Origin of the sequence: Mucilaginibacter gilvus (genome assembly GCF_004054195.1) — a bacterium.
Lineage (GTDB): Bacteria > Bacteroidota > Bacteroidia > Sphingobacteriales > Sphingobacteriaceae > Mucilaginibacter > Mucilaginibacter gilvus.
This window is the reverse complement of the sequence record NZ_SBIW01000001.1, coordinates 26,194-50,771: the sequence shown is the minus strand read 5'-3', so window position 1 is coordinate 50,771 and position 24,578 is coordinate 26,194. Positions and strand designations below refer to the sequence as shown.

Annotated in this window: 28 protein-coding genes; 12 read left to right on the top strand and 16 right to left on the bottom strand. The window is 45.9% G+C overall.

What is annotated here, in order from left to right; all coding sequences use genetic code 11:
- Window positions 1-25: 25 nt before the first annotated feature.
- The 3 genes from EPL05_RS00260 to EPL05_RS00250 form a co-directional block, all read right to left on the bottom strand.
- Window positions 26-1,396, bottom strand: a complete 1,371-nt coding sequence (locus tag EPL05_RS00260; RefSeq protein ID WP_128531507.1) for a dipeptidase — start codon at window positions 1,394-1,396, stop codon at window positions 26-28.
- Between the two features lie 339 nt (window positions 1,397-1,735).
- Complete coding sequence (locus EPL05_RS00255; protein WP_128531506.1) at window positions 1,736-2,065, bottom strand: YbjQ family protein; 330 nt, start codon at window positions 2,063-2,065, stop codon at window positions 1,736-1,738.
- Window positions 2,066-2,096: 31 nt separating this feature from the next.
- Window positions 2,097-3,017, bottom strand: coding sequence for an alpha/beta fold hydrolase (locus tag EPL05_RS00250; protein ID WP_128531505.1), 921 nt, complete (start codon window positions 3,015-3,017; stop codon window positions 2,097-2,099).
- Window positions 3,018-3,104: 87 nt separating this feature from the next.
- Between EPL05_RS00250 and EPL05_RS00245 the strand changes: the two genes are divergently transcribed.
- From EPL05_RS00245 to EPL05_RS00225, 5 genes are all read left to right on the top strand, one after another.
- Window positions 3,105-3,887, top strand: coding sequence for a Rossmann-like and DUF2520 domain-containing protein (locus EPL05_RS00245; RefSeq protein ID WP_128531504.1), 783 nt, complete (start codon window positions 3,105-3,107; stop codon window positions 3,885-3,887).
- Window positions 3,888-3,906: 19 nt separating this feature from the next.
- Complete coding sequence (locus tag EPL05_RS00240; protein WP_128531503.1) at window positions 3,907-4,239, top strand: 2Fe-2S iron-sulfur cluster-binding protein; 333 nt, start codon at window positions 3,907-3,909, stop codon at window positions 4,237-4,239.
- A gap of 33 nt (window positions 4,240-4,272) precedes the next feature.
- Window positions 4,273-4,515, top strand: a complete 243-nt coding sequence (gene iscX / locus EPL05_RS00235) for a Fe-S cluster assembly protein IscX (protein ID WP_128531502.1) — start codon at window positions 4,273-4,275, stop codon at window positions 4,513-4,515.
- Window positions 4,516-4,586: 71 nt separating this feature from the next.
- Window positions 4,587-5,108, top strand: coding sequence for a KdsC family phosphatase (locus EPL05_RS00230; RefSeq protein ID WP_128531501.1), 522 nt, complete (start codon window positions 4,587-4,589; stop codon window positions 5,106-5,108).
- A gap of 43 nt (window positions 5,109-5,151) precedes the next feature.
- A complete protein-coding gene (locus EPL05_RS00225; RefSeq protein WP_128531500.1) occupies window positions 5,152-5,721 on the top strand; it encodes a Maf family nucleotide pyrophosphatase in 570 nt (189 codons plus the stop codon).
- A gap of 286 nt (window positions 5,722-6,007) precedes the next feature.
- On the opposite strand, the gene EPL05_RS00220 is transcribed toward EPL05_RS00225, so the two are convergent.
- Complete coding sequence (locus EPL05_RS00220; protein ID WP_128531499.1) at window positions 6,008-7,987, bottom strand: M1 family metallopeptidase; 1,980 nt, start codon at window positions 7,985-7,987, stop codon at window positions 6,008-6,010.
- 108 nt (window positions 7,988-8,095) lie between these two features.
- Here EPL05_RS00220 and EPL05_RS00215 point away from each other — a divergent pair, with 108 nt between their 5' ends.
- Genes EPL05_RS00215 through EPL05_RS00200 form a run of 4 tightly spaced genes read left to right on the top strand, consistent with a single transcriptional unit; the run spans window position 8,096 to window position 10,785 of the window.
- The gene (locus EPL05_RS00215; RefSeq protein ID WP_128531498.1) at window positions 8,096-8,845 is read left to right on the top strand and encodes a prolipoprotein diacylglyceryl transferase; all 750 of its coding nucleotides are present in this window, start codon (window positions 8,096-8,098) and stop codon (window positions 8,843-8,845) included.
- The gene (locus EPL05_RS00210) at window positions 8,838-10,241 is read left to right on the top strand and encodes a radical SAM protein (protein WP_128531497.1); all 1,404 of its coding nucleotides are present in this window, start codon (window positions 8,838-8,840) and stop codon (window positions 10,239-10,241) included. The genes EPL05_RS00215 and EPL05_RS00210 overlap by 8 nt, the downstream gene beginning before the upstream one ends.
- A gap of 6 nt (window positions 10,242-10,247) precedes the next feature.
- Complete coding sequence (locus EPL05_RS00205) at window positions 10,248-10,520, top strand: hypothetical protein (protein ID WP_128531496.1); 273 nt, start codon at window positions 10,248-10,250, stop codon at window positions 10,518-10,520.
- Between the two features lies 1 nt (window position 10,521).
- Window positions 10,522-10,785, top strand: coding sequence for a hypothetical protein (locus EPL05_RS00200; protein WP_128531495.1), 264 nt, complete (start codon window positions 10,522-10,524; stop codon window positions 10,783-10,785).
- Here the strand turns inward: EPL05_RS00200 and EPL05_RS00195 are convergent.
- The 4 genes from EPL05_RS00195 to EPL05_RS00180 all read right to left on the bottom strand — a co-directional run bounded on the left by EPL05_RS00195 (window position 10,782) and on the right by EPL05_RS00180 (window position 14,818).
- Window positions 10,782-11,729 (bottom strand): Ppx/GppA phosphatase family protein, encoded by a 948-nt coding sequence (locus EPL05_RS00195; RefSeq protein WP_128531494.1) that lies wholly within the window; start codon window positions 11,727-11,729, stop codon window positions 10,782-10,784. The two genes, EPL05_RS00200 and EPL05_RS00195, sit on opposite strands and share 4 nt — an antisense overlap.
- 252 nt (window positions 11,730-11,981) lie before the next feature.
- Window positions 11,982-13,235: an ABC transporter permease gene (locus EPL05_RS00190; protein WP_128531493.1), complete on the bottom strand. Its 1,254-nt coding sequence runs from the start codon at window positions 13,233-13,235 to the stop codon at window positions 11,982-11,984.
- Window positions 13,236-13,238: 3 nt separating this feature from the next.
- Window positions 13,239-14,144: an ABC transporter ATP-binding protein gene (locus EPL05_RS00185; RefSeq protein ID WP_128531492.1), complete on the bottom strand. Its 906-nt coding sequence runs from the start codon at window positions 14,142-14,144 to the stop codon at window positions 13,239-13,241.
- Window positions 14,145-14,194: 50 nt separating this feature from the next.
- Window positions 14,195-14,818, bottom strand: a complete 624-nt coding sequence (locus EPL05_RS00180; protein WP_128531491.1) for a hypothetical protein — start codon at window positions 14,816-14,818, stop codon at window positions 14,195-14,197.
- An 81-nt stretch (window positions 14,819-14,899) separates the two neighbouring features.
- Here EPL05_RS00180 and EPL05_RS00175 point away from each other — a divergent pair, with 81 nt between their 5' ends.
- Complete coding sequence (locus tag EPL05_RS00175; RefSeq protein ID WP_128531490.1) at window positions 14,900-15,889, top strand: nucleoside hydrolase; 990 nt, start codon at window positions 14,900-14,902, stop codon at window positions 15,887-15,889.
- Between the two features lie 233 nt (window positions 15,890-16,122).
- Here the strand turns inward: EPL05_RS00175 and dnaJ are convergent, their stop codons facing one another.
- From dnaJ to EPL05_RS00150, 5 genes are all read right to left on the bottom strand, one after another.
- Complete coding sequence (gene dnaJ / locus EPL05_RS00170; protein ID WP_128531489.1) at window positions 16,123-17,289, bottom strand: molecular chaperone DnaJ; 1,167 nt, start codon at window positions 17,287-17,289, stop codon at window positions 16,123-16,125.
- A gap of 119 nt (window positions 17,290-17,408) precedes the next feature.
- Window positions 17,409-17,999, bottom strand: coding sequence for a nucleotide exchange factor GrpE (locus EPL05_RS00165; protein WP_243837178.1), 591 nt, complete (start codon window positions 17,997-17,999; stop codon window positions 17,409-17,411).
- Between the two features lie 222 nt (window positions 18,000-18,221).
- A complete protein-coding gene (locus EPL05_RS00160; RefSeq protein ID WP_128531487.1) occupies window positions 18,222-18,905 on the bottom strand; it encodes a cell division ATP-binding protein FtsE in 684 nt (227 codons plus the stop codon).
- A gap of 3 nt (window positions 18,906-18,908) precedes the next feature.
- On the bottom strand, window positions 18,909-19,112 hold the full coding sequence (locus tag EPL05_RS00155) for a fructose-6-phosphate aldolase (protein WP_128531486.1): 204 nt from the start codon (window positions 19,110-19,112) through the stop codon (window positions 18,909-18,911).
- A gap of 119 nt (window positions 19,113-19,231) precedes the next feature.
- On the bottom strand, window positions 19,232-20,254 hold the full coding sequence (locus EPL05_RS00150; RefSeq protein ID WP_128531485.1) for an acyl-CoA reductase: 1,023 nt from the start codon (window positions 20,252-20,254) through the stop codon (window positions 19,232-19,234).
- A 104-nt stretch (window positions 20,255-20,358) separates the two neighbouring features.
- On the opposite strand from EPL05_RS00150, the gene EPL05_RS00145 reads away from it, so the two are divergent.
- Window positions 20,359-20,712 carry a 4Fe-4S dicluster domain-containing protein gene (locus EPL05_RS00145; protein ID WP_128531484.1) on the top strand — a complete coding sequence of 118 codons (354 nt, stop codon included), beginning with the start codon at window positions 20,359-20,361 and terminating at the stop codon, window positions 20,710-20,712.
- A 147-nt stretch (window positions 20,713-20,859) separates the two neighbouring features.
- Window positions 20,860-21,585 carry a C40 family peptidase gene (locus tag EPL05_RS00140; RefSeq protein ID WP_243837177.1) on the top strand — a complete coding sequence of 242 codons (726 nt, stop codon included), beginning with the start codon at window positions 20,860-20,862 and terminating at the stop codon, window positions 21,583-21,585.
- Between the two features lie 450 nt (window positions 21,586-22,035).
- Here EPL05_RS00140 and EPL05_RS00135 read toward each other — a convergent pair whose 3' ends face one another.
- From EPL05_RS00135 to hisF, 3 genes are all read right to left on the bottom strand, one after another.
- A complete protein-coding gene (locus EPL05_RS00135) occupies window positions 22,036-22,938 on the bottom strand; it encodes a WD40 repeat domain-containing protein (RefSeq protein ID WP_128531482.1) in 903 nt (300 codons plus the stop codon).
- 76 nt (window positions 22,939-23,014) lie between these two features.
- Entirely contained in the window at window positions 23,015-23,602 is a 588-nt protein-coding gene (hisIE, locus tag EPL05_RS00130; protein ID WP_128531481.1) for a bifunctional phosphoribosyl-AMP cyclohydrolase/phosphoribosyl-ATP diphosphatase HisIE, read from the bottom strand.
- Window positions 23,603-23,775: 173 nt separating this feature from the next.
- On the bottom strand, window positions 23,776-24,564 hold the full coding sequence (gene hisF, locus EPL05_RS00125; RefSeq protein ID WP_128532051.1) for an imidazole glycerol phosphate synthase subunit HisF: 789 nt from the start codon (window positions 24,562-24,564) through the stop codon (window positions 23,776-23,778).
- Window positions 24,565-24,578: the final 14 nt, after the last annotated feature.

Here is a 24,578-nt window from a genome sequence, read left to right as displayed (position 1 = left end):
GTTAATTCTAAAACCCTGATTCAGATTATTTACTCAGCTCCGCAAAATACTTATGAAACAAGGGTATCGTCTCTATCCCTTTGTAATAGTTGAATATATCATACTTCTCGTTTGGTGAGTGCAGGGCATCGCTGTCGAGGCCAAAGCCCATCAGTACGGTTTTTAAACCCAGTTCGGCTTCAAATAAAGCTACGATAGGGATGCTGCCGCCGCCCCGGGTTGGAATAGGCTGCTTACCAAATGCTTCGGCTATGGCTTTCTGTGCCGCCTTGTAGGCAATGCTATCGGTAGGGGTAACCACCGGCTCGCCGCCATGGTGCGGGGTAACTTTCACCTTTACAAAAGGTGGCGCTATCTTCAGGAAGTGATCTGTAAACAGTTGGGTTATTTTTTCAGAGGTTTGATTCGGCACTAATCGCATGGAAATTTTGGCGCTGGCCTTTGACGGTAGTACGGTTTTCGCGCCTTCGCCAATGTATCCGCCCCAAATGCCATTCACTTCCAGAGTAGGGCGAGTGCCGGTGCGCTCGAAGGTGGTGTAGCCTTTCTCGCCCCAAACCTCGGCTATGTCCAAGTCCATTTTGTATTCTTCCTCGTCGTAAGGCGCGGCGTTCAGCTCCACACGCTCGGTTTCGGTAAGTTCTGTTACATCATCATAAAAGCCGGGGATAGCGATGTGGTTATCATCATCGTGCAGAGAAGCGATCATTTTGGCAAGGATAGTTGCCGGGTTGGCCACAGCGCCACCGTAAACACCCGAGTGCAGGTCGCGGTTAGGGCCGGTAACTTCTACTTCCAAATAAGATAAGCCACGCAAGCCGGTTTCCAGCGAAGGGTGCTCCATGCTGATCATCGAGGTATCAGATATCAGCACCACATCGGCTTTCAGGCGTTCCTTATTTTGTTTTACAAAAATACTTAGGTTGTTAGAGCCTACTTCTTCCTCGCCCTCTATCATAAATTTGATATTGCAGGGTAAGGTATCCGTCTGCATCATCAGTTCAAATGCCTTTACGTGCATGTAAAACTGTCCTTTATCATCGCAGGCGCCGCGCGCGTAAATTTTACCATCGCGAATGGTGGGTTCAAAAGGCGGGGTTTTCCAAAGTTCCAGCGGATCGGCAGGCTGCACATCGTAATGTCCGTAAACCAAAACAGTTGGTAGCGCTGCGTCAATTATTTTTTCGCCGTAAACAATAGGGTAGCCTGCGGTTTGGCAAACTTCTACCTTATCGGCACCGGCGTCAGTTAGTTTTTTAGCCACGTAATCGGCGGCGTTTAAAACATCGGCTTTGTATTTTGGGTCGGCACTAACGGATGGAAACCGCAGCAGTTCGAACAATTCATCCAGCAAACGCTGTTTATTATCTTCTATATATTGCTTTATAACCTGCATGGTAAATGTATTTGAGGCAAATATAGTGTTGTTTATTTGGGGGTAATATTTTAGGCGAAGATTTTTCTTGTGCGATTGCGAAGCCTCACCTAAATCCTTTGGAGGGTAATAGCCCACCATTAAACAGATTCCATAAAACGTTCCGCTGGAACGTAAAAATCGCCATTATTCTTCTACCCATGAGACGTTCCTGCGAAACGATTTCGTTTTCATCCCTTCGGGATGTTTTATGGGTAGAAAATGCCAAAGAACCATCTAACGTTCCAGCGGAACGTATTATGAATTACCAACGTGTGTAACGGTGGGCTATTACCCTTTGGAGAGGGCAGGGTGAGGCTATTACGCCTTCTCCACCACAACAGCGGTGCCATAGGCCAAAACTTCGGTAATGCCCTGCATTACTTCATTAGCATCGTAACGCATATTGATGATAGCATTGGCACCCGTGGCGCGGGCATGCTGTATCAATAGCTGGTAAGCTTCTTCGCGGGCGTTTTCGCAAAGCTCTACATAAACAGAAAGCCTGCCGCCAAAAAGCGACTGTATGCCACCCGCAAAATTGCCCACAACGCTGCGGCTGCGTACGGTGATGCCGCGCACAACGCCCAGGTGTTTAGTGACTTTGTAACCTTCTAACGTGTTGCTGGTAGTGATGAGTGAAGTGTCCATAATATTGTATGATTAATTTAAAGTTTAGATACTATTTCTTTAAAAATGTTACCAAGGCCGGGTTCACAATCTCGCCCTGCTCAATAAAAGGAAGGTGACCTGCGTCTTCAACCGGCAAAAATTCCGATTTTAAAACCCGGTTTACCGAATCGCTGTAGGTAAACGGCACTGTTTTATCCTCTTTTCCCCATATCAGCATCACGGGTTTATTTTTCGCGCCAAGGGTAGCGTAGCTTTCGCTGGCATTGAACAAGTAGTTGTATTGGGTAGAAACCAACGCATTGCGAAAGCCCTTATATTCCATCTGTGGGGTGTATTGTTCTACCCAGGTAGGGTGCCTGTCGGGGTATTTAAAATCCTCCATCTGGCCAAGCGCGCGCTTATCGGCATTAAGTATTTCTTTAAAAGTGGTGATGTATGATATAAAGCCGGGCTTGCCAAATTTGTAAACCGGGTCTACCAATACAACTTTATTCACCATATCTGGGTATTCGTTGGCAAAATCGGTCACAACGGCTGCGCCGAATGACACGCCTACCAGGTTTACCGGTTTTTTCATTTCCAGTTTTTGCATCAGCTCTTTTAACTGGTCAAGGTAAAGTGCCTTGTTATAAACGGTGTCGGGCCTGTCAGAATAGCCCCTGCCAAATTCATCATAGCGCAATACACGGAAGCCGTGTTCTGCTAAATATTCATAGGTGCCGTTCCATATATAGTAGGGTACGCTAAAACCATGTACCAGCACAACTATTTTACCGGAATCGGGACCATCCAGCTCATAGTGGGTAACCCCGCCGCTTAATTCTACATAACTACCATTGGTGTTTTTGCGCAAATTGTAAGTAAGCTCTTTTGTTTCTTTATTTTGAGTGAAATAGATAATGGCTACAACGGCTGCTGCTAAAACAATGAGCAGCAGGAGAAAAATAACAAAACGCTTAAGGAACTTCATTTTTTGTGGGGGAATAACAAATATCGAATGAGGAAATAAAAGTAATGGAATTATTTAATTTTGTGCCATAATGTATATTAAAAACTAATGCGTATCACCCTCATCGGTTCGGGCAATGTTGCCACACATCTGGCTGCAGCGTTAAAAAATGCCGGCCACCGTTTGGTGCAGGTTTACAGCCCCAATATGCAAAATGCCGCTATGCTGGGCTATCATGTTGGCGCAGTAGCCATTGATAGTCTTAAGGACATTGACAGCGAAACCGACATCTTTATCATCGCCGTTAAGGACGACGCGATAGCCGAAATTGTTCCCAAATTGTCCCCGTTTAAAAAGTCGATTGTACACACTTCGGGCGCTGTGGAGCTGCAAACGCTGCTGAATTTCACTACGGAGGCTGGTGTTTTTTATCCGCTGCAAACCTTCAGCAAAACCAAAGAGCTCAATTTTTGGGATGTGCCGATATGTATTGAAGGCGCTACCGAAGAGATAACCAAACAATTGGAAGAGCTTGCCCGCACCATCAGCAATAATGTTTACCGGGTAAATTCCGCGCAGCGAAAAATATTGCACCTTTCGGCAGTATTCGCCTGCAATTTCACCAATCATCTGTATGCCGTATCCGAAGCGCTTTTAAAGGAGCACAATATGAGCTTTGATATGTTGCGCCCGCTGATACTGGAGACCGCCGATAAGATAAAAACGCATCATCCGGCCGCGGTTCAAACCGGCCCTGCGGTGCGTAAAGACGAACATACCATGCAGGCACACCTGCAAATGCTGGATGGAAAGGATGAATTACAGCAAATTTACCTGTTGCTAAGTCAGGATATTATCAAAAACAGTAACACAGGTAACAGGGATAGTTAATTTTGTTACTTTTGCCAAAATGAATATTTTTAAGATAAAGATCAACTTCGAAGAGGCAGACCATGATACCATTGAACTGCCTATTGCCGAAGGGGAATCTGTTTTGGACGTATGCCTGGAAAACGGCATAGATTTACAGCACAATTGCGGCGGCGTTTGCGGTTGCAGCACCTGCCACATATATGTTAATAAAGGGATGGATAACATCCAGGAGATCTCTGATAAAGAAGAAGACTTTATTGACAGGGCGGTAAATCCGCGCATTACATCGCGCCTGGGCTGCCAGTGCGTAATTATAGATGGCGATATTGAAGTTACCCTGCCCGATCAATCGGGTTTTATGGGCCACTAATTATAAATAGAAACGATCACTCACAAGCAAGAAATGAACGACGATAAATTCGCCCTGCCAATACACTGGGCCGACCACGAAGATATAGCCCTGAGCCTGTACGAAAAGTTCGGCGATGATTTTGGCGAATCGAAGATCTACCGCATCCGTTTTACGGAACTATTGGATTGGGTACTTTCTCTCCCCAACTTTGCCGGCACGCGCGAAGAATCTAACGAGGGCCACCTGGAGCAAATCCAAAGTGCCTGGGTATACGAGTGGCGGGATAATCAATAGTTGCAGCTGGCAGTTAGCTTTCCGCTTAGCCAATGACTCAATGAAATAATGACCCAATGACTTTATCATAAATGGAATCCTTTTTAAACAAGCTTAAAGATATAACCACTTTTATTTTTGATGTGGATGGGGTACTGACCGACGGATCGATCATGGTGACTGAAACCGGCGTGCAAAGCCGTTCTTTTAATATTAAGGATGGATATGCTTTGCAGCTGGCCGTAAAAAGTGGGTACAATGTGGCAGCTATATCTGGCAGCCGCAGTAAAAGCGCATTGTTTCGTTTAAATAGTTTAGGGATTAATGATGTTTACCTTGGCGCGCACACCAAAACCGAAAGGTTTAAGATCTACGTGGAAGAGAAAAGCATCCACCCATCAAACGTGCTGTACATGGCCGATGATATCCCCGACCTTGGCGTAATGAAAATGGTAGGCCTCCCGGTTTGCCCTGCCGATGCCTGCGAAGAGATCAAAGCCGTTAGTGCCTTTGTATCGCCCTACGCCGGTGGCAAAGGCTGCGTACGCGACATCATTGAAAAGGTGATGAAGATACAAGGCAAGTGGATGAACGAACAGGCGTATAGCTGGTAGTTCAAGTCAAAAGTTTAAAGTAAAAAGTCAAAAGCTTTCCGGTATGAGTGGTTTACCCCAAATAATTCTCGCTTCTAAGTCGCCGAGGCGGCAGGAACTTTTGAAACTGATGGATATTGATTTCCGGGTGGTTTTAAAGGAGGTGGATGAATCTTATCCGGACGGGCTTACACCTGCCGAAATAGCCCTCTACATTGCCCAGAAAAAAGCCGAGGCATTCGACGAAGACATTACCGACGAGGTAGTGCTCACCGCCGATACCATTGTTTGTATAAAGGGTGAGATACTGGGCAAGCCCGATAATGCGGAACACGCTATAGAAATGCTGCATAAGCTAAGCGGAAACGTACACGAGGTGTACACCGGCGTTTGCCTGCTGCATAAGCACCAATACAACAAATTCTACGATATGTCTGAAGTGTTTTTCCGCAAACTTACTGACGAAGAGATCAGGAGTTATGTGGCAGAATACCAACCCTTTGATAAAGCCGGTTCGTACGGCATCCAGCAGCGCATCGGCCTTATTGGCATCGAGCGGATCAATGGTTCGTATACCAATGTGGTAGGTTTGCCTACGGAGAAGGTGTATCAGCAGTTGAAGAAGCTTGTCTGAATCAGAATAACAGAGTTTACGAATTTTCAGAATGTAGAGACGCGATACTTCGCGTCTCTTTTATTAACCACCCTGTCATTGCGAGCGAAGCGCGGCAACCTCATAGGATGTTTAATTATGCAAATTCACCTGCTACGGGATAACGTCCTATGAGGTTGCCACGGCGCCCTTTCGCTCATCCCGCCCACTGCTCCTCGCAATGACTAAGTTTTTTACATTCGAAATTGAACATTCGAAAATTCGACATCAATAAAATCCGAAATCTCAAATCCCAATTCCGAAATCACTAAAACTTCTTCCCATTATTCTTCCTGTTCACATCCGGCAGGGCGTTATCCGGGTCCACTACAACGCTTTCAACATCCTGTGTGGTTGGGATGTTGATGGTCGCCACCTTTTGTTGCAGCCAGGTTTCTACCGGGAAATAGGTGCGTTGCTTACTGCCGTCTTTTAATTTAACTTCTACGGTAAACGGCATAGCCATCAGCTCTTTATTGGCTACGGTTATTTTAATGCCTTTGGAGTGATCCTTATCGGCGTATTTGGCATCTATCAGGGCGAGATCCAATTTATAGTTGTTGTAGAACCAGCCTTTCCAAAACCAGCTTAAATCTTCGCCCGCGCCGTTTTCCATCGAACGGAAAAAGTCATCGGGCTGCGGGTGTTTGTAGGCCCATTTGTAGATGTAGTTTTTAAAAGCGTAATCAAACCTGTCTTTACCCAAGATCTGTTCGCGAAGCAATATCAACCCAAAAGCAGGTTTAAAGTAGGTGAAGGGGTGGCGGTACTTTTCGGGTATGGCATCGGGTGCGGTCATCATGGATGGTGCTTCCGGGTCGATGATGAAAGGGATGATCTCATCTGCCGGGTTGCCACCGTTCTCGGCATACTCGCTGTCACGTTTCGGGCCGAACTCGCCTTTGTTCACCATATCTGAGGCATAAACATCTATAAAAGTGTTAAAGCCTTCGTCCATCCAGGCAAAGCGTCGCTCGTCGCTACCTACGATCATGGGGAACCAGTTGTGCCCAATCTCGTGCGCGGTGATCCAAAACAGGTCTTTACCCTTATCGGTAATGCCATCGAAAACGATGCCGGGGTACTCCATGCCGCCCGCAATACCCGCTTCGTTCACGGCAACCGGGTAGGGGTACACAAACCATTTTTCGGAAAAATATTCTATCGAACCTTTCAGATACTCCGTAGCCCTGTCCCAGGCTTCTTTGCCGGCGCTCTCTACGGGGTAAACCGACATAGCAAGCGACTTTTTACCGCCCGGCAGGTTAACCCTTGCGGCATCCCATATATAAGCCTTTGATGCGCCAAAGGCTACATCGCGGGTATTCAGCATTTTAAAGTGCCAGGTGAGGTTGGCTTGAGTTGCCGGGCGCGATGATGGTTGCGTAACTTCGGCCGCGGTGCGGATCATTACGGTTTTGTCGCTGGCTTTAGCGGCAGCCAGGCGGCTTATTTGGGTTGGGGTAAGCACTTCTGCAGGATTTACCAACTCACCCGAGCCAGCCACGATCATATCCGCAGGGAGAGTTACCTTATAATCGATATCGCCGTACTCTAAATAAAATTCGCCGCTGCCCAGGAAAGGGGCGGTGTCCCAGCCGCGCATATCATCGTACACGCACATGCGGGGGTAAAACTGGGCAATCTCGTAGATCTTGCCATTTTTGGTATCGGTATAATCCGTCCTTCCGCCAAAATTACCAGGGATGGTGTAATGGTATTTTACTACAAAGCTTATTTTGCCACCTTTCGGACTTACCGCCAATGGCAGACGTACCTGCATCCGGGTATCAGTTATTACATAATTCAGCTTGGTAGCCTTGCCGTTTTGCAGCATCGACACCGATTCGATTTGGTAGCCCGTAGTATGGTCCGGCGCGGCGAAGCCGGTTACAAAGTTAGAGCGTGCGTCTTTTTTATAGGTGTTTTGATCGAGGTGCAGCCATAGGTATTGAAGTGCATCGGGGCTATTATTGGTATAGCTGATATTTGCCGATCCGCTGATGGTTTTGGCCACGGTATCCAATTTCACATCCAGCTGATAATCCACACGGTTTTGCCAGTACTTTGCGCCCGGCTCGCCATTGGGCGAATGGAACTCGTTACCCTTTTCGGTAAAGGGATTGGTGGAGAACAGAGCCGCCGGCTGGTAGTTGCTGGCAATGGTATCGTTAGGGTTTTTCTTTTGCGCCTGGGCGGCAATTGCAGTAACAAATAACAGGGCGGCGGTTAGGGAGGTGGTTTTCATAGCTGTGAGTAAAAAGCACAGCAAGATACAAAGCGCAGCTAACAAATTTATTTTTAGTTTGATATTTGGCTAATTACTACCTTTAGGGAACGCTAAACTATATCCAATTTGCATTTCCCGGTAAATATCCCAATTGGTTCTGCTGCTATCCCTGTTCATTTTGTATGCGAAACGCTGGCCTATTTCCTTGGCTACCGGTATTACGCTTATCTCCGCAAGAATACTCAGGATCAGATCAGCGCCAATAACCGGCTCCTAATTTTTATTGGGGCAGCATTTGGCGCATTTTTAGGCAGCCATATTGTTGGTGTGCTGGAGAACCCAACCTTGCTGTCGCAGTTTAACCTCATCTATTTTATGGGTAATAAAACAATAGTAGGCGGCATGCTGGGCGGACTGATAGGGGTAGAGCTCACCAAAAAACAAATTGGCGTTACCGTGTCCTCCGGCGATCTGATGGTTTACCCGCTGATATTAGCCATGATCATCGGCCGCACCGGCTGCTTTTTGGCCGGGTTGGAAGACGGCACCTACGGCATAGCCAGCAATTTACCCTGGGCCATCAACTTTGGCGACGGCATCCGCAGGCACCCTACCAATTTGTACGAGATATTGTTTTGGCTGTTGCTTTGGATAAGCCTGAATTTGATGGAGCGTAAGCACGAATTTGCCAACGGTGCTCGGTTTAAAGTTTTCATGGTAAGCTATCTTATCTTCCGCCTGCTGGTGGAGTTTATTAAGCCCGCTTACTTTTTTGGCTTCGGGCTGTCGGTAATTCAGTTGGTTTGTATCGGCGGAATTTTGTATTATTATAAAGTATTTCTCTATCCTTCAAAACTCATAAAAACCTATGCCTGAACGCCCGTACATTTATTACGACTTTACCCTTAGCATTTGCTCTACCTGTTTGCGCAGGGTGGATGCCAAGATAGTGTTTGAAGAAGGCAACGTTTATATGCTGAAGAATTGCCGCCAGCATGGTTTCGAAAAAGTGCTGATAGCTACCGATATTGAGTATTATAAAAATTGCCGCAACTACGCCAAGCGCAGCGAGATGCCGCTAAAATTTAATGCCGAAACCCATTACGGCTGCCCTTACGATTGCGGGCTGTGCCGCGATCACGAACAACATTCCTGCCTTACGGTAATTGAGGTTACCGACCGCTGTAATCTAAGTTGCCCAACCTGCTACGCTATGTCCTCGCCGCATTATGGCAGGCACCGCACCCTGCACGAGATTGAGCAGATGCTGGATGTAATTGTAGAGAACGAGGGCCAGCCCGATGTGGTGCAACTGAGCGGCGGGGAGCCTACCGTGCATCCGCAGTTTTTCGAGATATTGGATATCGCCAAAACAAAGCCCATCAAACACCTGATGCTAAACACCAACGGCATCCGGATAGCTAAGGACGAGAACTTTGTAAAACGCCTGGCCACTTATCAGCCCGATTTTGAGATCTACCTGCAGTTTGACTCTTTTGAAGCAGAAGCGTTGATAAAACTAAGAGGCGAGGATCTGCGCGATGTGCGGAGCAAAGCCATCGAACACCTCAACAAGTATAACCTATCTACCACGCTGGTGGTTACCTTGCAAAAAGGGCTAAACACCCATGAAATAGGCAAGATAATAGAATATGCCTTGCAGCAACCCTGCATCCGCGGCGTGACCTTCCAGCCAACGCAACAGGCAGGGCGGCTGGAGAACTTTAATCCGGCTACCGACCGCTATACTCTTACCGAGGTGCGTAGCGCCATATTGGCGCAAACCAATGTTTTCAACGCCAACGACCTCATCCCTGTGCCCTGTAACCCCGATGCCCTGGTAATGGGCTACGCGCTTAAACTGGGCGGACAGGTTTTCCCGCTTACGCGGATGATAAACCCCGATGACCTGCTGGATAACTCCAAAAACACCATCGTATACGAGCAGGACGAGCAATTGAAAGGGCATTTGCTCAATATGTTCAGTACCGGTAATTCGGTGGAGAAAGCCAAAGAGCACCTCAAATCTATCCTATGCTGCCTGCCCGAAATTGATGCGCCGCAACTGGGTTACGATAACCTTTTCCGGGTTATTATTATGAACTTTATAGATGCGCAGAATTTTGATGTACGCGCCATCAAAAAATCGTGTGTGCATATTGTGAACAAGGATATGCAGATCATCCCGTTTGAAACCATGAACATTTTTTACCGGGACGACAAGCGGGAGTACCTGGAACAATTACGCACTGAAATGGCCGCAACTTTTTAATAAAATATGGACGAAAAAGATCTGATACCTAAGCAAGAGTTAAGCTATAAAATAGTAGGCATCAATTTGGGCATTTTAGCCGGATATACACTTATTTCCGCCATACCATCCGGGGGGGTACTCTTTGACGCCTTTTTAATATTCTTCCATGTGATGTTATGTTTAATATTGACCCTTACCGGCCCTAAGAGATTGCAATGGCTGCTGAGTGGGGTGCTGGTATTAGTTATTGGTTTTTCTACCTGCGTGGGTATTGGTCAGCTAAGAGGAGGATTTTAATATGGAACAAACGGAGAACCCCGTACCAAAGTTGAGATTGGTCATCATTGTTATCAATATTTTGGTGCTTATTGCTTACACTATATATTTTGATGTTGCCGAAAAAGGAGAATATAACTTTATTGCTGTTGCAATATTAAATGCCATCCAGTTTATTATATGTTTAATAACGGCAATATTTATTTACCGAAAAGAGTTTTTATTGAGTGCCGCCCTTGTCGTACTTATTGGTTTTTCAACCTGTGTAATGGTAATAGGCGGCTAACCCAGCATCCCCGCCAATACGCCTTCTTTAAGCGAATAGGTAGACATGCTTACATCCACCAGCCCCAGTTTTTGCATAATGTAGATGGTAACCAGGCTGGCGGTTACGATCATATCCACCCGTACCGGGATGATGCCTTTTGTACTGGCGCGTTTGGCATGGGTTGATTTGATAAGGCGCTCGATGAGTTCGAGCAGGTCGTCGGTATCAAACTCGTAGGATTTTGTTTTTTTAATGTCGAATGCTTTACCCTTTTCCAGTTCTATCACCTCGGCAAAGCTTTCGAACGCGCCCGAGGATCCAATAAGAACAGTGGGCTTGTACTGCATTGCGGCGATAAACAGATCAGCTAACTGCTGGTTTAGGTACGCGGTCATAGCTTTTATGGAGATCACCGGGATCGGGTCGGTTTTATGGAACTTGTCCATCAGCCTTGCAGCCCCTATTTCAAAACTCTGCTTCCAAAGCACTTCTTTATTGTTACCGATGATAAACTCTACGCTGCCGCCACCAATATCTATAATAAGGGCGTTTTCATCGGTAAGCGCGCCGCTGGCTTTTATCCCTTCGTAAATAAACGCGGCTTCCTGTTCTCCATTAATAATTTCTATTTGGATGCCGGCTTTGGCCTCCACTTCGGCTATAAAATCGTTGCCATTTGCTGCGTTGCGCAGGGCGGAGGTAGCAATTGCCCTAACCTCGCTTGCACCTGCCCCGTCAATCTGTTTCTTAAAATCCTGCATGGTTTTTATACCACGGGTAAAGGCCGCTTGTTGGATGATGCCTTTATTGATGCCCCCTTCGCCAATTTTTACCGCCTCGGTTTGATGGTGGATAATTTTAAAGTCGGTGGGGCTGCCTTCCGCTATCAGCAGGTGAAAGGTATTAGTGCCAAGGTCCATCACAGCGATGCGTTTGGCGAAAGAGTTGTTTTGTTGCGGCATGGGCAGAAATTAAAAATCCCCGCAAAAGTATGTCTTTCGCAAGGGATTTTTGAACTATGATGTGGTTTGGGTGAAGATTATTTATAGCGCCATGGGGAAATACCAGGCAAAAAAGTTTCCAAAAGTTAACACAATTCAATGTTAACTTTTTTAAGTATCTGATAATGAAATAGTTGTTAAATTGCTGGCGTTAACATAAATTTGTGCTATTCGCTTAGAGGAGGGCACTTATCCCATCTAATAAAAAAAATATTACTCTTTATAAAAAAACCACTTAGCCAGTTCTTTAAAGCTCGCTTTTTTACCATACATCAGTACGCCAACGCGGTAAATGCGGGCGGCAACGTAGGTGGTGAATAAAAATCCGGCTATCATAAAAAACATAGATAAGCCTAACTGCCAATCGGGCACTCCGCCAAAAGGGATACGAACCATCATGGCTACTGGTGCTGTAAACGGTATAATAGATAACCAAACCGCCAGCGGGCTATCCGGCGCCTGGAACAATACGGTTACCGATAGCAGGTAAGTAAACAACAATGGCAAAGTGATGGGGAACATAAACTGCTGTGTTTCGGTCTCGCTATCCACTGCGGAGCCTACCGCTGCAAACAATGCGCTGTAAAGCAGATACCCGGTAAGGAAATAGAAAATAAAGCAGCCCATTATATAGCCAAAAGGGATGGTTGCGATAACTGCCAACGCGCCCGCAATTGGGCTGCCCGGCCCGGAAAACGCGTGCCCGGCAATTTTTGATGATATCACAGAAAGCAATATCCAGGCCCCGAATTGCGTTAAGCCAACCAACCCAACACCAATGATCTTACCGAGCATTAGCTGAAAAGGTTTAACCGAGGAAATGATCACCTCGATAATGCGGCTGGTTTTTTCTTCGATAACGCCACGCATTACCTGGGCACCGTAAATAAATAACGACAGGTAAATCAAAATAGCACAAGCTATGCCTACAAACATGGTGGTCCCCACGTTGGCATCCTTGGTACCGGTTGCGGTAACCTCCATAGCATTTACAGAGATGCGATTTTTGTTGATGCTGTTCAGGAACGCGGTATCTATATGATGGTCTATCATACTTTTGGTAGATGCGATACTGTTCATTTGCTTTTCTACTTCTTCGGTAAGCTGGTAGGAAGGCTTCTTTTTAGAGAAGATCTGTACCTGCTTTTTCGCGTAGTCGGCAGGGATCAGCAGTACCGAAAGGTCGTCATTTGCCTGCAAGCCAGCTTTAGCATCCGTTAAGGATTGCTTGGCCGGCTCAAATTTAATATGTTTTTGGTTGTGGAATTTTCCTTCGAAAGCTTTGCTTTCGTCAATCACTTTAACCACTTGGTCGCTACTAAGCTCCTGGTTGTTTTTAGCAACATAACCAATTAATGCCGACATACCCAACAGTAACGCAGGTACCACAAATATCATCACAATAAAGGCTTTCTTCCTTACGCGGGTTACGTACTCGCGCTGTATAATAAGTAATACTTTATTCATGGCTTATTTAATTTGGTTCACTTTTTCGATGAAGATCTCGTTCATGCTGGGGATAACTTCCTGTAGCATATTAATGCGGGTTTTGGGCAGCAGGTATTGCAGCACATCATTAGCCGTGGTGTTGTTCAGCTTTATTTTGATGGTGTGGCTGCTATTTTCCCCGGGTATATCACTAATGAGGTCGAACGGTTGCGCGCCGCTGAAATCTAAATGGTCGCCGGTGTATTCTACCAGGTAAGTATCGTTTTTGTAAGAGTTGCGGATGGTTTTCACTCGTCCGTCCAATATCTTGTGCGATTTGTGGATGAGCGCAATGGCGTCGCAAAGTTCCTCTACCGATTCCATGCGGTGGGTAGAAAACAGGATTGTAGCGCCTTTTTTGTTCAGTTCCAATATCTCATCTTTTATCAGCTCCGCGTTCACCGGGTCGAAACCGCTGAAGGGTTCATCTAAAATGATCAGCTCGGGTTCGTGCAGTACGGTGGCCACAAACTGCGCTTTTTGCTGCATCCCCTTAGAGAGTTCTTCTATCTTCTTTTTCCACCAGGTTTCCATACCCAGCTTCTCAAACCAGAATTTGAGTTTAGCTGTGGCTTCGGCACGGCTAAGACCTTTCAGGCGGGCGAGGTAGATCATTTGCTCGCCAATCTCCATTTTTTTGTACAGCCCGCGTTCTTCGGGCAGGTAGCCAATGCGGTTAATGTGCGACTGATCGAGCTTTTGCCCGTTGAAGTACACTTCGCCCGAATCGGGAGCGGTAATTTGGTTGATAATGCGGATGAGGGAAGTTTTACCGGCGCCATTTGGGCCAAGCAGGCCAAATATTTTGCCGCTTTCTACTTCTAAACTCACATCGTCTAACGCGCGGTGGCCGGCGTATTGCTTAACAATGTTACGTATGCTTAGCATGTTTGTGGGTGGTGTTTTATGATTATTTAGAGTGATAGGTTGTAGCTTTGTTACAGGTATTCCTCATATGTTTCGGCAGGGGGTACATAATCAGTTAATAAAACACGGGTGCGTTTCAAAAGTACAATGATCACAACGGGTATCAGCAAGGCATAAAGTTCGATATATAACCAGCCGATCCGGTAGAGGGAATTGCTGTAGTAGTTGCCCATATATCCCGCCGCAAAAGGCATAAGAATTTTAAGCGCCGTAAGGGAAGCCATTATCGCTCCTAATGTTTTGCAGTACTTGCTGATAATCGGATGCCTTATCCAAAAAATAAGTACAATAAGGTATATCACAACCAGCGTGCCTGCGCTCCCGAATGTGATTAAGAAGATCCTCAGAAGGCCATAATCGCTGATAAAGATCATCATGCTGCCCAGTGCAGCCAAAGTTGTATAGATGGCAAAAGCTATTACAACGGCCCGCCTTTCGCGATTGGTGGCCAACAGCATGGTGATATACACGAATATTAAAACGTATGCTACCTGAAGCGCAGTGAGTTTTAATTTATCCAAAGCCGGGCTTAGCCCCACTCCGGCAAAACGCAGGATGGTAGAAATCAGAACAGCTACGATGTACCCATATGTAAGGTAAAGGGCATACTGCTGTGTTTTTAGGTTGACTTTCATTAGTGTAATAAGGTGTATAACCAGCTTTTATCATTAATTTTATTTGCCAATTACAAACCCAAGATACAATAAAATACACCTATGTATAAGTTCATTACAGCATTTGCTCTTGTTTTTTGCTGCTCGATAGTTGCAAGCGGTCAGCCTGCAGCTAAAAAGCCCGTCAGCATTATTTTTGACAGCGATATGGGGCCGGATTATGATGACGTGGGCGCGATAGCCATGCTCCATGCCTTTGCCGATAAGGGCGAAGCCAAAATACTCGCCACCATGGCCAGTACCAATTACCCGGGCGTTGCCGGCGTGCTAAACGTATTCAATACTTACTTTAAGAGGCCAGGTATACCGATTGGCGTACCCAATGGCAAAGCCCTGGGCCTGCGCGACTGGCAGCACTGGACAGACACCGTGCTGCTTAAATATCCCCACCAAATAAAAACCAATGCTGAGGCAGAGGATGCTGTGAAACTGTACCGTAAAATACTGGCCACCCAGCCTAATCACAGCGTAACCATTGTTACCATCGGTTTTCTTACCAATATGAGCGATCTGCTCAAATCACCACCCGATGAGTACTCCAAACTTGATGGCAGGGCTTTGGTTGCTACGAAGGTGAAAGTGCTGGTGAGTATGGGCGGTAAATTCCCGGAAGGTTCTGAGTTTAACGTGAACCAAGATGCGCTTGCGAGCAAGTACGCGCTTGATAACTGGCCCGTGCCCGTTATTTTCAGCGGCGGCGAAATAGGGGAGAAGGTAAAAACCGGGCTTCCACTTATCCACAACGCGGCTATTAAAAACTCGCCGGTAAAGGATGTTTTCAGTATTTGTATCCCCATGGCTGCGGAGGACGCGCCCGGTCGTAATAGTTGGGACGAAACCGCTGTGCTGGTTGCTGTAAAAGGTTATTCTCCGTATTACACTTTGCACAAAGGCCGGATAAATATTGCCGCTAACGGCAGCAATACCTGGGATAATAGCGGCAAAGTGCATGCTTACCTGGTGGCGAAAATGCCGCCGAAGGAAGTGGCAGATGTGATCAATAAACTGATGATGCATCAGCCGCGGCGGTGAATGGTTGCGGTGAGACACCGCAACAGGTATGGGTGATGTTAAACATGCCAGATAAAGCAACTAATATTATATATATCAGTGTAATAACTATAACACAATAAGTTTTCCTCAGGCTTAGTTTCATCATAATCTATCTGACTAATTTAACAAAAATACAGTAAACAAAAAGCCCGGAGTCAAACTAACCCCGGGCTTCTTTTTACCTTTCGCTTTTTAGGCTTTCACCTCAAAACTTACTCAAAATATTCCTTCATCCTCTCAAAGAAACTTTTCTCGTTCTTGCCCGGGTTTGGTTTAAAGTTGGGTGAGCCTTGCAGTTTTTCCAACATTTCGCGCTCTTCGCGGCTTAATGCTTTGGGCGTCCAGATGTTGATGTGGATAAGTTGGTCGCCACGGTGGTATGAGTTTACCTCCGGTACGCCTTTGCCTTTCAGACGCAGTATTTTGCCGCCCTGGGTGCCCGGCTCCAGTTTAATTTTTGCTTTACCGTCTATAGTAGGTACTTCTACACTGGTACCTATGGCTGCATCAACAAAGTTTACATGCAGATCGTAGATAATGTTGTTGCCATCGCGTTTCAGGGTTTCGTGCGGTACTTCCTCAATCAGTATGATCAGGTCGCCCGGTACGCCGCCGCGTGGGGCTGCGTTACCTTTGCCGCTCATACTTAATTGCATGCCTTCGCTTACACCTGCAGGTACGTTGATGGTGATGGTTTCTTCGCCGCGTACAACACCGTCGCCATGGCAAACTGTACATTTTGAGGTAATGGTAGAGCCTTCGCCGTTACAGGTAGGGCAGGTGCTGGTAGTTTGCATCTGGCCCAGAATAGTATTGGTTACCCTGCGTACAGAACCTTGTCCACCGCAGGTTTTACAGGTACTAAAAGATGCTTTATCCTTAGCGCCGCTGCCCTCGCAGGTTTTACAGATGATCTGCTTGTTTACTTTTATCTTCTTTTCGGCACCGTTGGCAATTTCTTCTAAAGTTAAGCGCACTTTAATACGCAGGTTACTGCCACGCGCAACACGGCGGCCACCGCCACTTTGCCTGCCGCCGCCAAAGAAACCTTCGAACGCGCCGCCGCCACCGCCGAATATATCGCCAAACTGGCTGAATATGTCGTCCATATTCATGCTACCACCGCCGTAACCGCCCCCGCCATTTGGCGAGGATGCATTGGCCGCGTGGCCAAACTGGTCGTACCGCTGGCGTTTTTCGGCACTACTAAGCACTTCGTATGCCTCGGCAGCTTCTTTAAACTTCTCTTCGGCTGCTTTATCTCCCTCGTTCTTATCAGGGTGATACTTAATAGCCATTTTACGATATGCTTTTTTTATCTCATCAGCATCAGCGCCTTTGCTTACTCCAAGCACATCGTAATAATCTCTCTTAGCCATAGTCTTCTTATTTCGGATTTCGAATTTTCAATTTCGGATTTAGTATAAATATTTTAGGATACGGGAATAGTTGGTTCAGGACAAATCCGAAATCGAACATCCGAAATCCGCTATCCACCTTACGCTCCCACAATTACTTTGGCAAAACGTACCACGCGCTCGTTAAGCTCGTAACCTTTTTCCATTTCATCTATTACTTTGCCCTTCATATCATCTGTAGGGGCGGGGATGCTGGTAATGGCCTCGTGTATATCGGCATTAAATTCAGTGCCGATAGATTGCATTTCTTTTAAGCCCTTTTGCGTTAAAATATTCTTTAACTTATTTTGTATCAGTATAACACCTTCGCGTACCGGTGCTACCTCGGTAGCGTTTTCGGTAGCACGCAGGGCGCGCTCAAAATCGTCCAACACCGGCAATAAAGCTACAATCAGCTCTTTGCCTTCTGTTTTACGAGCCTCTTCGCGTTCTTTTACGGTACGGCGACGAAAGTTGTCAAACTCGGCATATAAGCGTAAATACTTATCATTTGCCTGTGATAGTTCTTCTTTCAATTTATCTTCTGCCGAAACGGTAACTTCAGTAGTTTCTTCCTGCTGGGCTACTTCCTGTTCGTCGCCCGGGTTATTTTCGTTTGTTATTTCCACTGTGTTTTCAGGTGTTTCTGAATTTTCCTTCTTTTTTTTCTTCAACATGTCGTTAAAATTCATGAATAGTGCTAATCAAGTATCTTGCCACCGGTGTAAAACCGACAGCCTGTCAGAATTGATTAAATTTTTATGTAAAGTTTGCAGTTTGCGCTTGGCAGTTGGCAGTTTCGGTTGGCAGTTCTAAGAAGCCTCACCTAAATCCTCTCCAAAGGAGAGGACTTTAAAATATTAAAAAATCTTCTCCTTTGCAGAGGGCAGGGTGAGGCCTACTGCTACTTCCTACTATGCTATCTGCACATCCTCTAATACCTTGCCGTTTTCGCATTTAATAATACGCGATGGGAAAGTGCGGATAATATGGTAATCGTGCGTGGCAATTACCACGGCGGTACCCATTTGGCTTATTTGTTTAAGCAGCAATACAATTTCTTCGGAGGTATCCGGGTCCAGGTTGCCGGTTGGTTCGTCGGCCAGTATAATTTCGGGGTTGTTAAGCAATGCGCGGGCAATTACCACGCGCTGCTGCTCGCCGCCGGAAAGTTCGTGCGGCATTTTCTTTAGTTTAGAGCGGAGGCCCACTTTTTCCAACACATCTAAAATACGGTCGGAGATTTCCTTTTTATCTTTCCATCCGGTGGCCCGCAGTACAAAATGCAGGTTTTGCTCTACCGATCTATCCGTAAGCAACTGAAAATCCTGGAAAACGATCCCCAGCTTGCGGCGCAGGTAAGGGATCTCTTTGCTGGCGAGTTTGCTTAGCTCGTACCCGCAGGCATGGCCGGTTCCGCTGGCAACACTCAGGTCGCCGTAAATAACCTTCAGCAAACTACTTTTACCCGAACCTGTTTGGCCTATCAGCCATACAAAATCGCCTTTATCAATATGCAGATTAACGTTTGATAACACCAGGTGCTTCTGCTGAAAAATATCAACGTTATTGAGTTTTATAATAGAGTTTCCAATCATTTTTTATAGCTCTAATTTTAATATTTTCCCAAAGGGTAAATCGTTAACAATGCCCATAATATAATCTTGCCTGTCGCCCAGCCCAATTTTATCCAGCGATTTATCGGGCCTGTCTACCCTAAAATAGGCCAGCAGCGTAAACTTGTCGTCCCGCAACTGCACGTAATCAGGTATTTTGGCAACGCCTTTTACTTTTATAATGTACATGCGTTAGTTCATGGGTGATAGTTCATAGATGATAGTTCTTGGTTCATAGGAGCTCTTCGCTTTTGCTATGAACTATAATCCATGAACTATGAACCCTCTTCCCCAAAGGTATTGTTATTTTAAAGATTTGCCAAGAATTCCATCGTATCTACACCATCGGCATAATCCCACAATTGCGGGTGTTGGCTATGGCCGAAAGTTACTACCTGGTTTTTGGTTTGCAGCGTTGCCGTTGTTACTATGCATTGCAGCTGTTCGTTTTGTTCTTCCAACTGTTTTTGTACCGTTGCAAGGCTGGTGTAAGTATCGTAAAACAACACCGCCAGTGGCGATACCAGCCGCTCATCCTGCTTGAGCAACAAAAAACCATTATCGAGGTGCTCGTCCCGGTTCACCAGGTATATAGATTTGTTGTAATCGTAGTTGTTGTTGTATTTATGGTGGTTGATGATGGGGTTAAAATCCTCTATCGATTCAAAAAAAGTATTGAATACGTAGCCCTCGGGCACAAATACCTTGGATACATTGCGGCAACCCAGTCCGTAGTAGTCGAAAATGTCGCGGCCCAGGCTGTGCAGTTCTTCGGTTGTTTCATTGCCGGTAAGCAATGCCACGCTGTTACGGTTCTTGCGGATGATGTTGGGCACTTTTGCAAAGTAATACTCAAAATAGCGCGAGGTATTATTACTGCCGGTGGCGATGATGGCATCAAAATCAACCAGTCGCTCCACAAAACTAAACTGATCTTTGTAGCTTTCATCTATCTCCACCAGTAAATTCAATACGTATTTTATCAGCCGGGCATCCTGCGATGAGGCTTTAATTAAAGCATGGTTGCCGCTCGCTAAAACGCAAAGCACATCGTGGAAACCTACCAGCGGGATATTGCCGGCCAATACCAAACCAATCTTTTTATTTTCGCCTTCGGCGATGTTGTAAGTGCCGAGCCATTTAGTTAGATCGCTGCTGTTCAGCATCCCGCCGTTGGCCTTTACGGCTTCTAAAACACTTTCAGGTGTAAACCAGGCATTGTACTGGCGCTCGGTGTTAATGACCTCCATCAGGGCCTCATTGGGTGCTTCAAGGCGTTTTCCGAGTTCGGAAAATGTATTTACGGTATTATTTATCACTAATTTTGACATATATATGTTAAGGAGCTAAACCCTTAAAGTGTTTTTTTGTTATATTTGCGTGCTTTCCATAGCGGGGGCAAAGTTAATTGAGAATATAAGATTATTTTAAAAATATGGCGATTATAATCACCGATGAATGCATAAACTGCGGAGCCTGCGAGCCAGAGTGCCCAAATAATGCAATTTATGATGCAGGTGCCGCCTGGCGTTTTTCGGACGGGACGGATTTAAAAGGAATTATTGATTTTGGTGATGGTAATACATTGAACGCAGAAGAAGCACAAGCTGCTTTGTCTGACGACATTTATTACATAGTGCCCGATAAATGTACCGAGTGTGTTGGTTTTCATGATGAGCCACAATGTGCTGCGGTTTGCCCTGTTGATTGTTGTGTGGATGATGAGGACGTACGCGAAACGGAAGAAGAATTACACGCTAAAAAAGATTGGTTGCACGCTAACGGGTAACTATATTAAGAAACAATGTCGTTACAAAAGGGGAAGCAAAACAAGCTTCCCCTTTTTTTGTTATCTTGACACTTTATTAACCTGAGAACGTCATACTACTTCTTGTAAGAAATGGAATACGGCATTTGCAATCTTGCTATCGTACCTATGCGCGCTGAACCCAGCGACCGCAGCGAGATGGTGTCGCAACTTTTGTTTGGCGAAGCGTTTGAGGTTACAGAGTATAGTAATAAATGGGCCAAAATAGTAACGGCCATTGATAGTTACACCGGTTGGATAGACAGGCTGCAGTTTGTTTCCCTGGGGCATATTGCTTATAAGGACCTGCAACGTAACCCCGCGCCCCTTACTTACCGCGCAGTTACCCAAGCCTGGAAGATAGAGGACAATTCCATAATTTATCTTTCTGCAGGCAGTTCACTGGCTTTTTTGCAGGGAACCACCAGTTATATAGGCACCCAAAAATTTGAGATCATAGGTGAAATTGGCGAAACCGACCATATTGCCAACATTGCCCGCTCTTTTTTAAATGCGCCTTATCTATGGGGTGGCCGCACCCATTTCGGTATTGATTGTTCGGGATATACGCAGGTGGTTTACCGCTTATGCGGGGTTAATTTACAGCGAGATGCTTCTATGCAGGCAAACCAGGGACAGTTGGTTGCAAACCTGGCGCAATCAAAAATGGGCGACCTGGCCTTCTTTACTAACCCGGAGGGGAGAATAACACATGTGGGCATTATCCTTAACAACGGGCAAATTATACATGCATCGGGCAAGGTGAAAATTGATCTGCTGGATAATGAGGGGGTCTGGTCTGAAGAGTTAAAGCGGTACACCCACAAGCTAAAAGTGATCAAACGCTTTCTATAGCCTATAATTCCGTATTTCGTTCGGTGTTTTTATTGCTGTGAAACAAAACGAAGTTCACAAACATTAACACCCCTACAATTAAAAATACCTCGAAAGCATTTATAAAAGCCAGTTTTCCGGCGTATACATTTACGAAGCTTTCTTGTGCAAAGGTATATTGTGTGGGTAAGCATAAGCTTAATGTAGCCAGAACTAAAAAAACAAGCCTCTTAGGCCCCTTTTTAACATATCGCATCTTTTCCATCTCCTCAATATTTCGTTCAAAATGCAGTTAATGAGTTACTGCTTTACAATTGGTTATCATCAGCAAAAGCATAATGGATAATTTACTTTGCCGATATAATAACTTAACATACTACATACGTAATTTGTTGTGCGCGGATGAAAGTTTTTGAAAAAAAATTGCAGAATAATTAATAAAGGCGGCTAAGTGAGCATAAATCAACTGATCTAAAACTCAACCTGCCAGCGCATAATGGTTTTGTCGTCGCTTACGGATAGTAATTCATCACCGTTCCAGGCCAGTTTATTGATAGAGAGAACGTGCGCGGGGTAGCCCTTTTCGCGGCTGATGATCTTGCGTAGTTTAAAATCGGCCGCATCCCAAATTTTGATGCTTTTATCCATACTTGCCGTAGCAAAATAAGCCCGGGTAGGGTGGAAGGCAATATGATTCACCGCGAATAAATGCGCGGGGACGTTTTGTATTAGTGTATAGGTTTTATTATCCCAAATTTTTACCTGTGCATCCCTTGCACCGGATACGAGGTACTCTCCATTAGGAGAATACGCTAACGAAAATACCGCCATGGTATGCCCGATAAGTGCTTTAATGGGGCTGTAATCTTCCCAATCGTAAACCATCACCCTATTATCGCGGCAGCCAAAAGCAAGGCGGTCGCCGGTTGGGCTTACAGCTATACATCGTACGGTATCGTCAGATACTTGAATGGTATGCAGCAATTCCAGCGTTTTTAGGCTCCATACGGATACGGTGCCATCTTCGGAAGCGATTAGCAACTCATCCTTTTTGCTAATGGATTTAATATCGAAAATGGGTTTGATATGCTTGCGTAACCGGTGTGTGATCTTCTGCTCTATAAAATTAAAAACCAACACCTCGCCGCTCCGCAGCCCGGCAAATAGCAGCGGGTAACCTTCGGGACAATGAATAGCGTAAATAGAAGTAGGTACCGGGAACATCACTTTGATGAAACTGTTATCCGCCAGGTTCCATTCTACCAAGCCTTTGTCGTTGCCGCCGGTAAACAATACCCCCGACTTTTGCGAAAGCTCCAGCGTAAAAATGGGGTTGCTGTGGCCGGTAAGATCCGCGGTTTTTATTACATGCATGTTAGTCGATGGTCAATAGTCCATGGTCGATAGCCGAATTCCTTTTTCCATGGACTATCGACTATGGGCTATGAACTTATTTATGTCTTTCCTCTAAATTTTTAGCTATCCGCTCCAGTGTTAAATTCTTTTCGCGAAGCAGAACCAGCAGGTGGAACACCAGGTCCGATGCTTCGTTGATAAGGTCGGTTTCGGTTTCGGCGAGGGCCGCTATAACCGTTTCTACGCCTTCTTCGCCCACTTTTTGGGCAATTTTGTTGAGGCCTTTCGCGCGTAATTTGTTTACATACGAGCCTTCTAACGGGTTGGCATACCTATCGGCAATGATACCTTCCAGCTGCATAATAAAGTTTTGGTTGTATTCTGTTTGGAAACAGCTGCGCGAGCCGGTATGGCAGGTTGGGCCATCGGCGCTAACTTTTATCAGCAGGGTATCGTTATCGCAATCTATATGCATGGCTTTTACATGCAGGTAGTTTTTGCTGGTTTCGCCCTTGGTCCACAGGCGGTTTTTGGAGCGGGAGAAAAAGGTAACTACATTTTCCGCCACGGTTTTATCGTAAGCCTCTTGGTTCATGTAGCCCAGCATCAGCACTTCAAGCGTGTGCTCGCCCTGTATAATTACGGGTACAAGCCCGTTTGTTTTGTTGAAATCGATGTTCATGTTCTCGTTGTTTGTTGGCGGTGAGGACACCGCCAACGGGGTTTATTTTTCTTTTATTCCCCTCTTGAGAGGGGGCGCGCCGGAAATGTGTGGTGGCAGGGGTGTGTTTATACGCGCGGCTAACACACCCCTGCCACCCCTCTCAAGAGGGGAATCGCACAGGCCTTCTGCTTTTATATTTCCCTTACCTCAATATTATTCTGCCTTAAAACGGTTTTCAGATCTGGTATCAATATCTCGCCATAGTGGAATACCGAGGCTGCCAAAGCAGCATCAACATTGGTTTGTTCAAACACATCTACAAAATGCTGCACCGAACCGGCACCACCCGAGGCGATCACCGGGATATTTACGGCGTTGTTTACCTTTGTTAAAAGGCCGTTATCAAAGCCTGCCTTGGTACCATCATGGTCCATGGAAGTAAGCAAGATCTCACCAGCGCCACGGTTTTCAGCTTCCAATATCCAGTCTAAAGTTTGTTTATCGGTTGGTAATCGACCCCCGTTAAGGTGTACAATATTTTTATCGCCCATTACGCGGGTATCTACCGCAACTATGACAAACTGTACACCAAATGCTTTGGCCAGTTCATCTATCAAAGCCGGGTTGCGCACAGCTGCGGAGTTGATGGAGATCTTATCCGCACCTGCATTTAGCAAGGCATCGGCATCGGCAATTTCCATGATGCCGCCACCAATAGTGAAAGGGATGTTGATCTGCCTGGCAACGGCCTTTACCAGTTCTACCAGCGTCTTGCGTTTTTCTACTGTAGCGGTAATATCTAAAAATACCAGTTCATCGGCGCCTTGCTGAGAATAGTTCCAGGCAAGTTCTACCGGGTCGCCGGCGTCGCGCAGGTCAACAAAGTTTACGCCCTTTACGGTGCGGCCGTCTTTAACGTCGAGGCAGGGGATGATGCGCTTGGTTAACCCACCCCGCCCCCTGAAGGGGGAGCTTTTAATGCCGTCGGCTTTAC

What these genes read in the sequence shown, in the direction of transcription:
- EPL05_RS00260 (WP_128531507.1), bottom strand. Translation starts at nt 1,396, where the DNA reads ATGCAGGTTATAAAGCAATATATAGAAGATAATAAACAGCGTTTGCTG.
- EPL05_RS00255 (WP_128531506.1), bottom strand. Translation starts at nt 2,065, where the DNA reads ATGGACACTTCACTCATCACTACCAGCAACACGTTAGAAGGTTACAAA.
- EPL05_RS00250 (WP_128531505.1), bottom strand. Translation starts at nt 3,017, where the DNA reads ATGAAGTTCCTTAAGCGTTTTGTTATTTTTCTCCTGCTGCTCATTGTT.
- EPL05_RS00245 (WP_128531504.1), top strand. Translation starts at nt 3,105, where the DNA reads ATGCGTATCACCCTCATCGGTTCGGGCAATGTTGCCACACATCTGGCT.
- EPL05_RS00240 (WP_128531503.1), top strand. Translation starts at nt 3,907, where the DNA reads ATGAATATTTTTAAGATAAAGATCAACTTCGAAGAGGCAGACCATGAT.
- iscX (WP_128531502.1), top strand. Translation starts at nt 4,273, where the DNA reads ATGAACGACGATAAATTCGCCCTGCCAATACACTGGGCCGACCACGAA.
- EPL05_RS00230 (WP_128531501.1), top strand. Translation starts at nt 4,587, where the DNA reads ATGGAATCCTTTTTAAACAAGCTTAAAGATATAACCACTTTTATTTTT.
- EPL05_RS00225 (WP_128531500.1), top strand. Translation starts at nt 5,152, where the DNA reads ATGAGTGGTTTACCCCAAATAATTCTCGCTTCTAAGTCGCCGAGGCGG.
- EPL05_RS00220 (WP_128531499.1), bottom strand. Translation starts at nt 7,987, where the DNA reads ATGAAAACCACCTCCCTAACCGCCGCCCTGTTATTTGTTACTGCAATT.
- EPL05_RS00210 (WP_128531497.1), top strand. Translation starts at nt 8,838, where the DNA reads ATGCCTGAACGCCCGTACATTTATTACGACTTTACCCTTAGCATTTGC.
- EPL05_RS00205 (WP_128531496.1), top strand. Translation starts at nt 10,248, where the DNA reads ATGGACGAAAAAGATCTGATACCTAAGCAAGAGTTAAGCTATAAAATA.
- EPL05_RS00200 (WP_128531495.1), top strand. Translation starts at nt 10,522, where the DNA reads ATGGAACAAACGGAGAACCCCGTACCAAAGTTGAGATTGGTCATCATT.
- EPL05_RS00195 (WP_128531494.1), bottom strand. Translation starts at nt 11,729, where the DNA reads ATGCCGCAACAAAACAACTCTTTCGCCAAACGCATCGCTGTGATGGAC.
- EPL05_RS00190 (WP_128531493.1), bottom strand. Translation starts at nt 13,235, where the DNA reads ATGAATAAAGTATTACTTATTATACAGCGCGAGTACGTAACCCGCGTA.
- EPL05_RS00185 (WP_128531492.1), bottom strand. Translation starts at nt 14,144, where the DNA reads ATGCTAAGCATACGTAACATTGTTAAGCAATACGCCGGCCACCGCGCG.
- EPL05_RS00180 (WP_128531491.1), bottom strand. Translation starts at nt 14,818, where the DNA reads ATGAAAGTCAACCTAAAAACACAGCAGTATGCCCTTTACCTTACATAT.
- EPL05_RS00175 (WP_128531490.1), top strand. Translation starts at nt 14,900, where the DNA reads ATGTATAAGTTCATTACAGCATTTGCTCTTGTTTTTTGCTGCTCGATA.
- dnaJ (WP_128531489.1), bottom strand. Translation starts at nt 17,289, where the DNA reads ATGGCTAAGAGAGATTATTACGATGTGCTTGGAGTAAGCAAAGGCGCT.
- EPL05_RS00165 (WP_243837178.1), bottom strand. Translation starts at nt 17,999, where the DNA reads ATGAATTTTAACGACATGTTGAAGAAAAAAAAGAAGGAAAATTCAGAA.
- EPL05_RS00160 (WP_128531487.1), bottom strand. Translation starts at nt 18,905, where the DNA reads ATGATTGGAAACTCTATTATAAAACTCAATAACGTTGATATTTTTCAG.
- EPL05_RS00155 (WP_128531486.1), bottom strand. Translation starts at nt 19,112, where the DNA reads ATGTACATTATAAAAGTAAAAGGCGTTGCCAAAATACCTGATTACGTG.
- EPL05_RS00150 (WP_128531485.1), bottom strand. Translation starts at nt 20,254, where the DNA reads ATGTCAAAATTAGTGATAAATAATACCGTAAATACATTTTCCGAACTC.
- EPL05_RS00145 (WP_128531484.1), top strand. Translation starts at nt 20,359, where the DNA reads ATGGCGATTATAATCACCGATGAATGCATAAACTGCGGAGCCTGCGAG.
- EPL05_RS00140 (WP_243837177.1), top strand. Translation starts at nt 20,860, where the DNA reads ATGCGCGCTGAACCCAGCGACCGCAGCGAGATGGTGTCGCAACTTTTG.
- EPL05_RS00135 (WP_128531482.1), bottom strand. Translation starts at nt 22,938, where the DNA reads ATGCATGTAATAAAAACCGCGGATCTTACCGGCCACAGCAACCCCATT.
- hisIE (WP_128531481.1), bottom strand. Translation starts at nt 23,602, where the DNA reads ATGAACATCGATTTCAACAAAACAAACGGGCTTGTACCCGTAATTATA.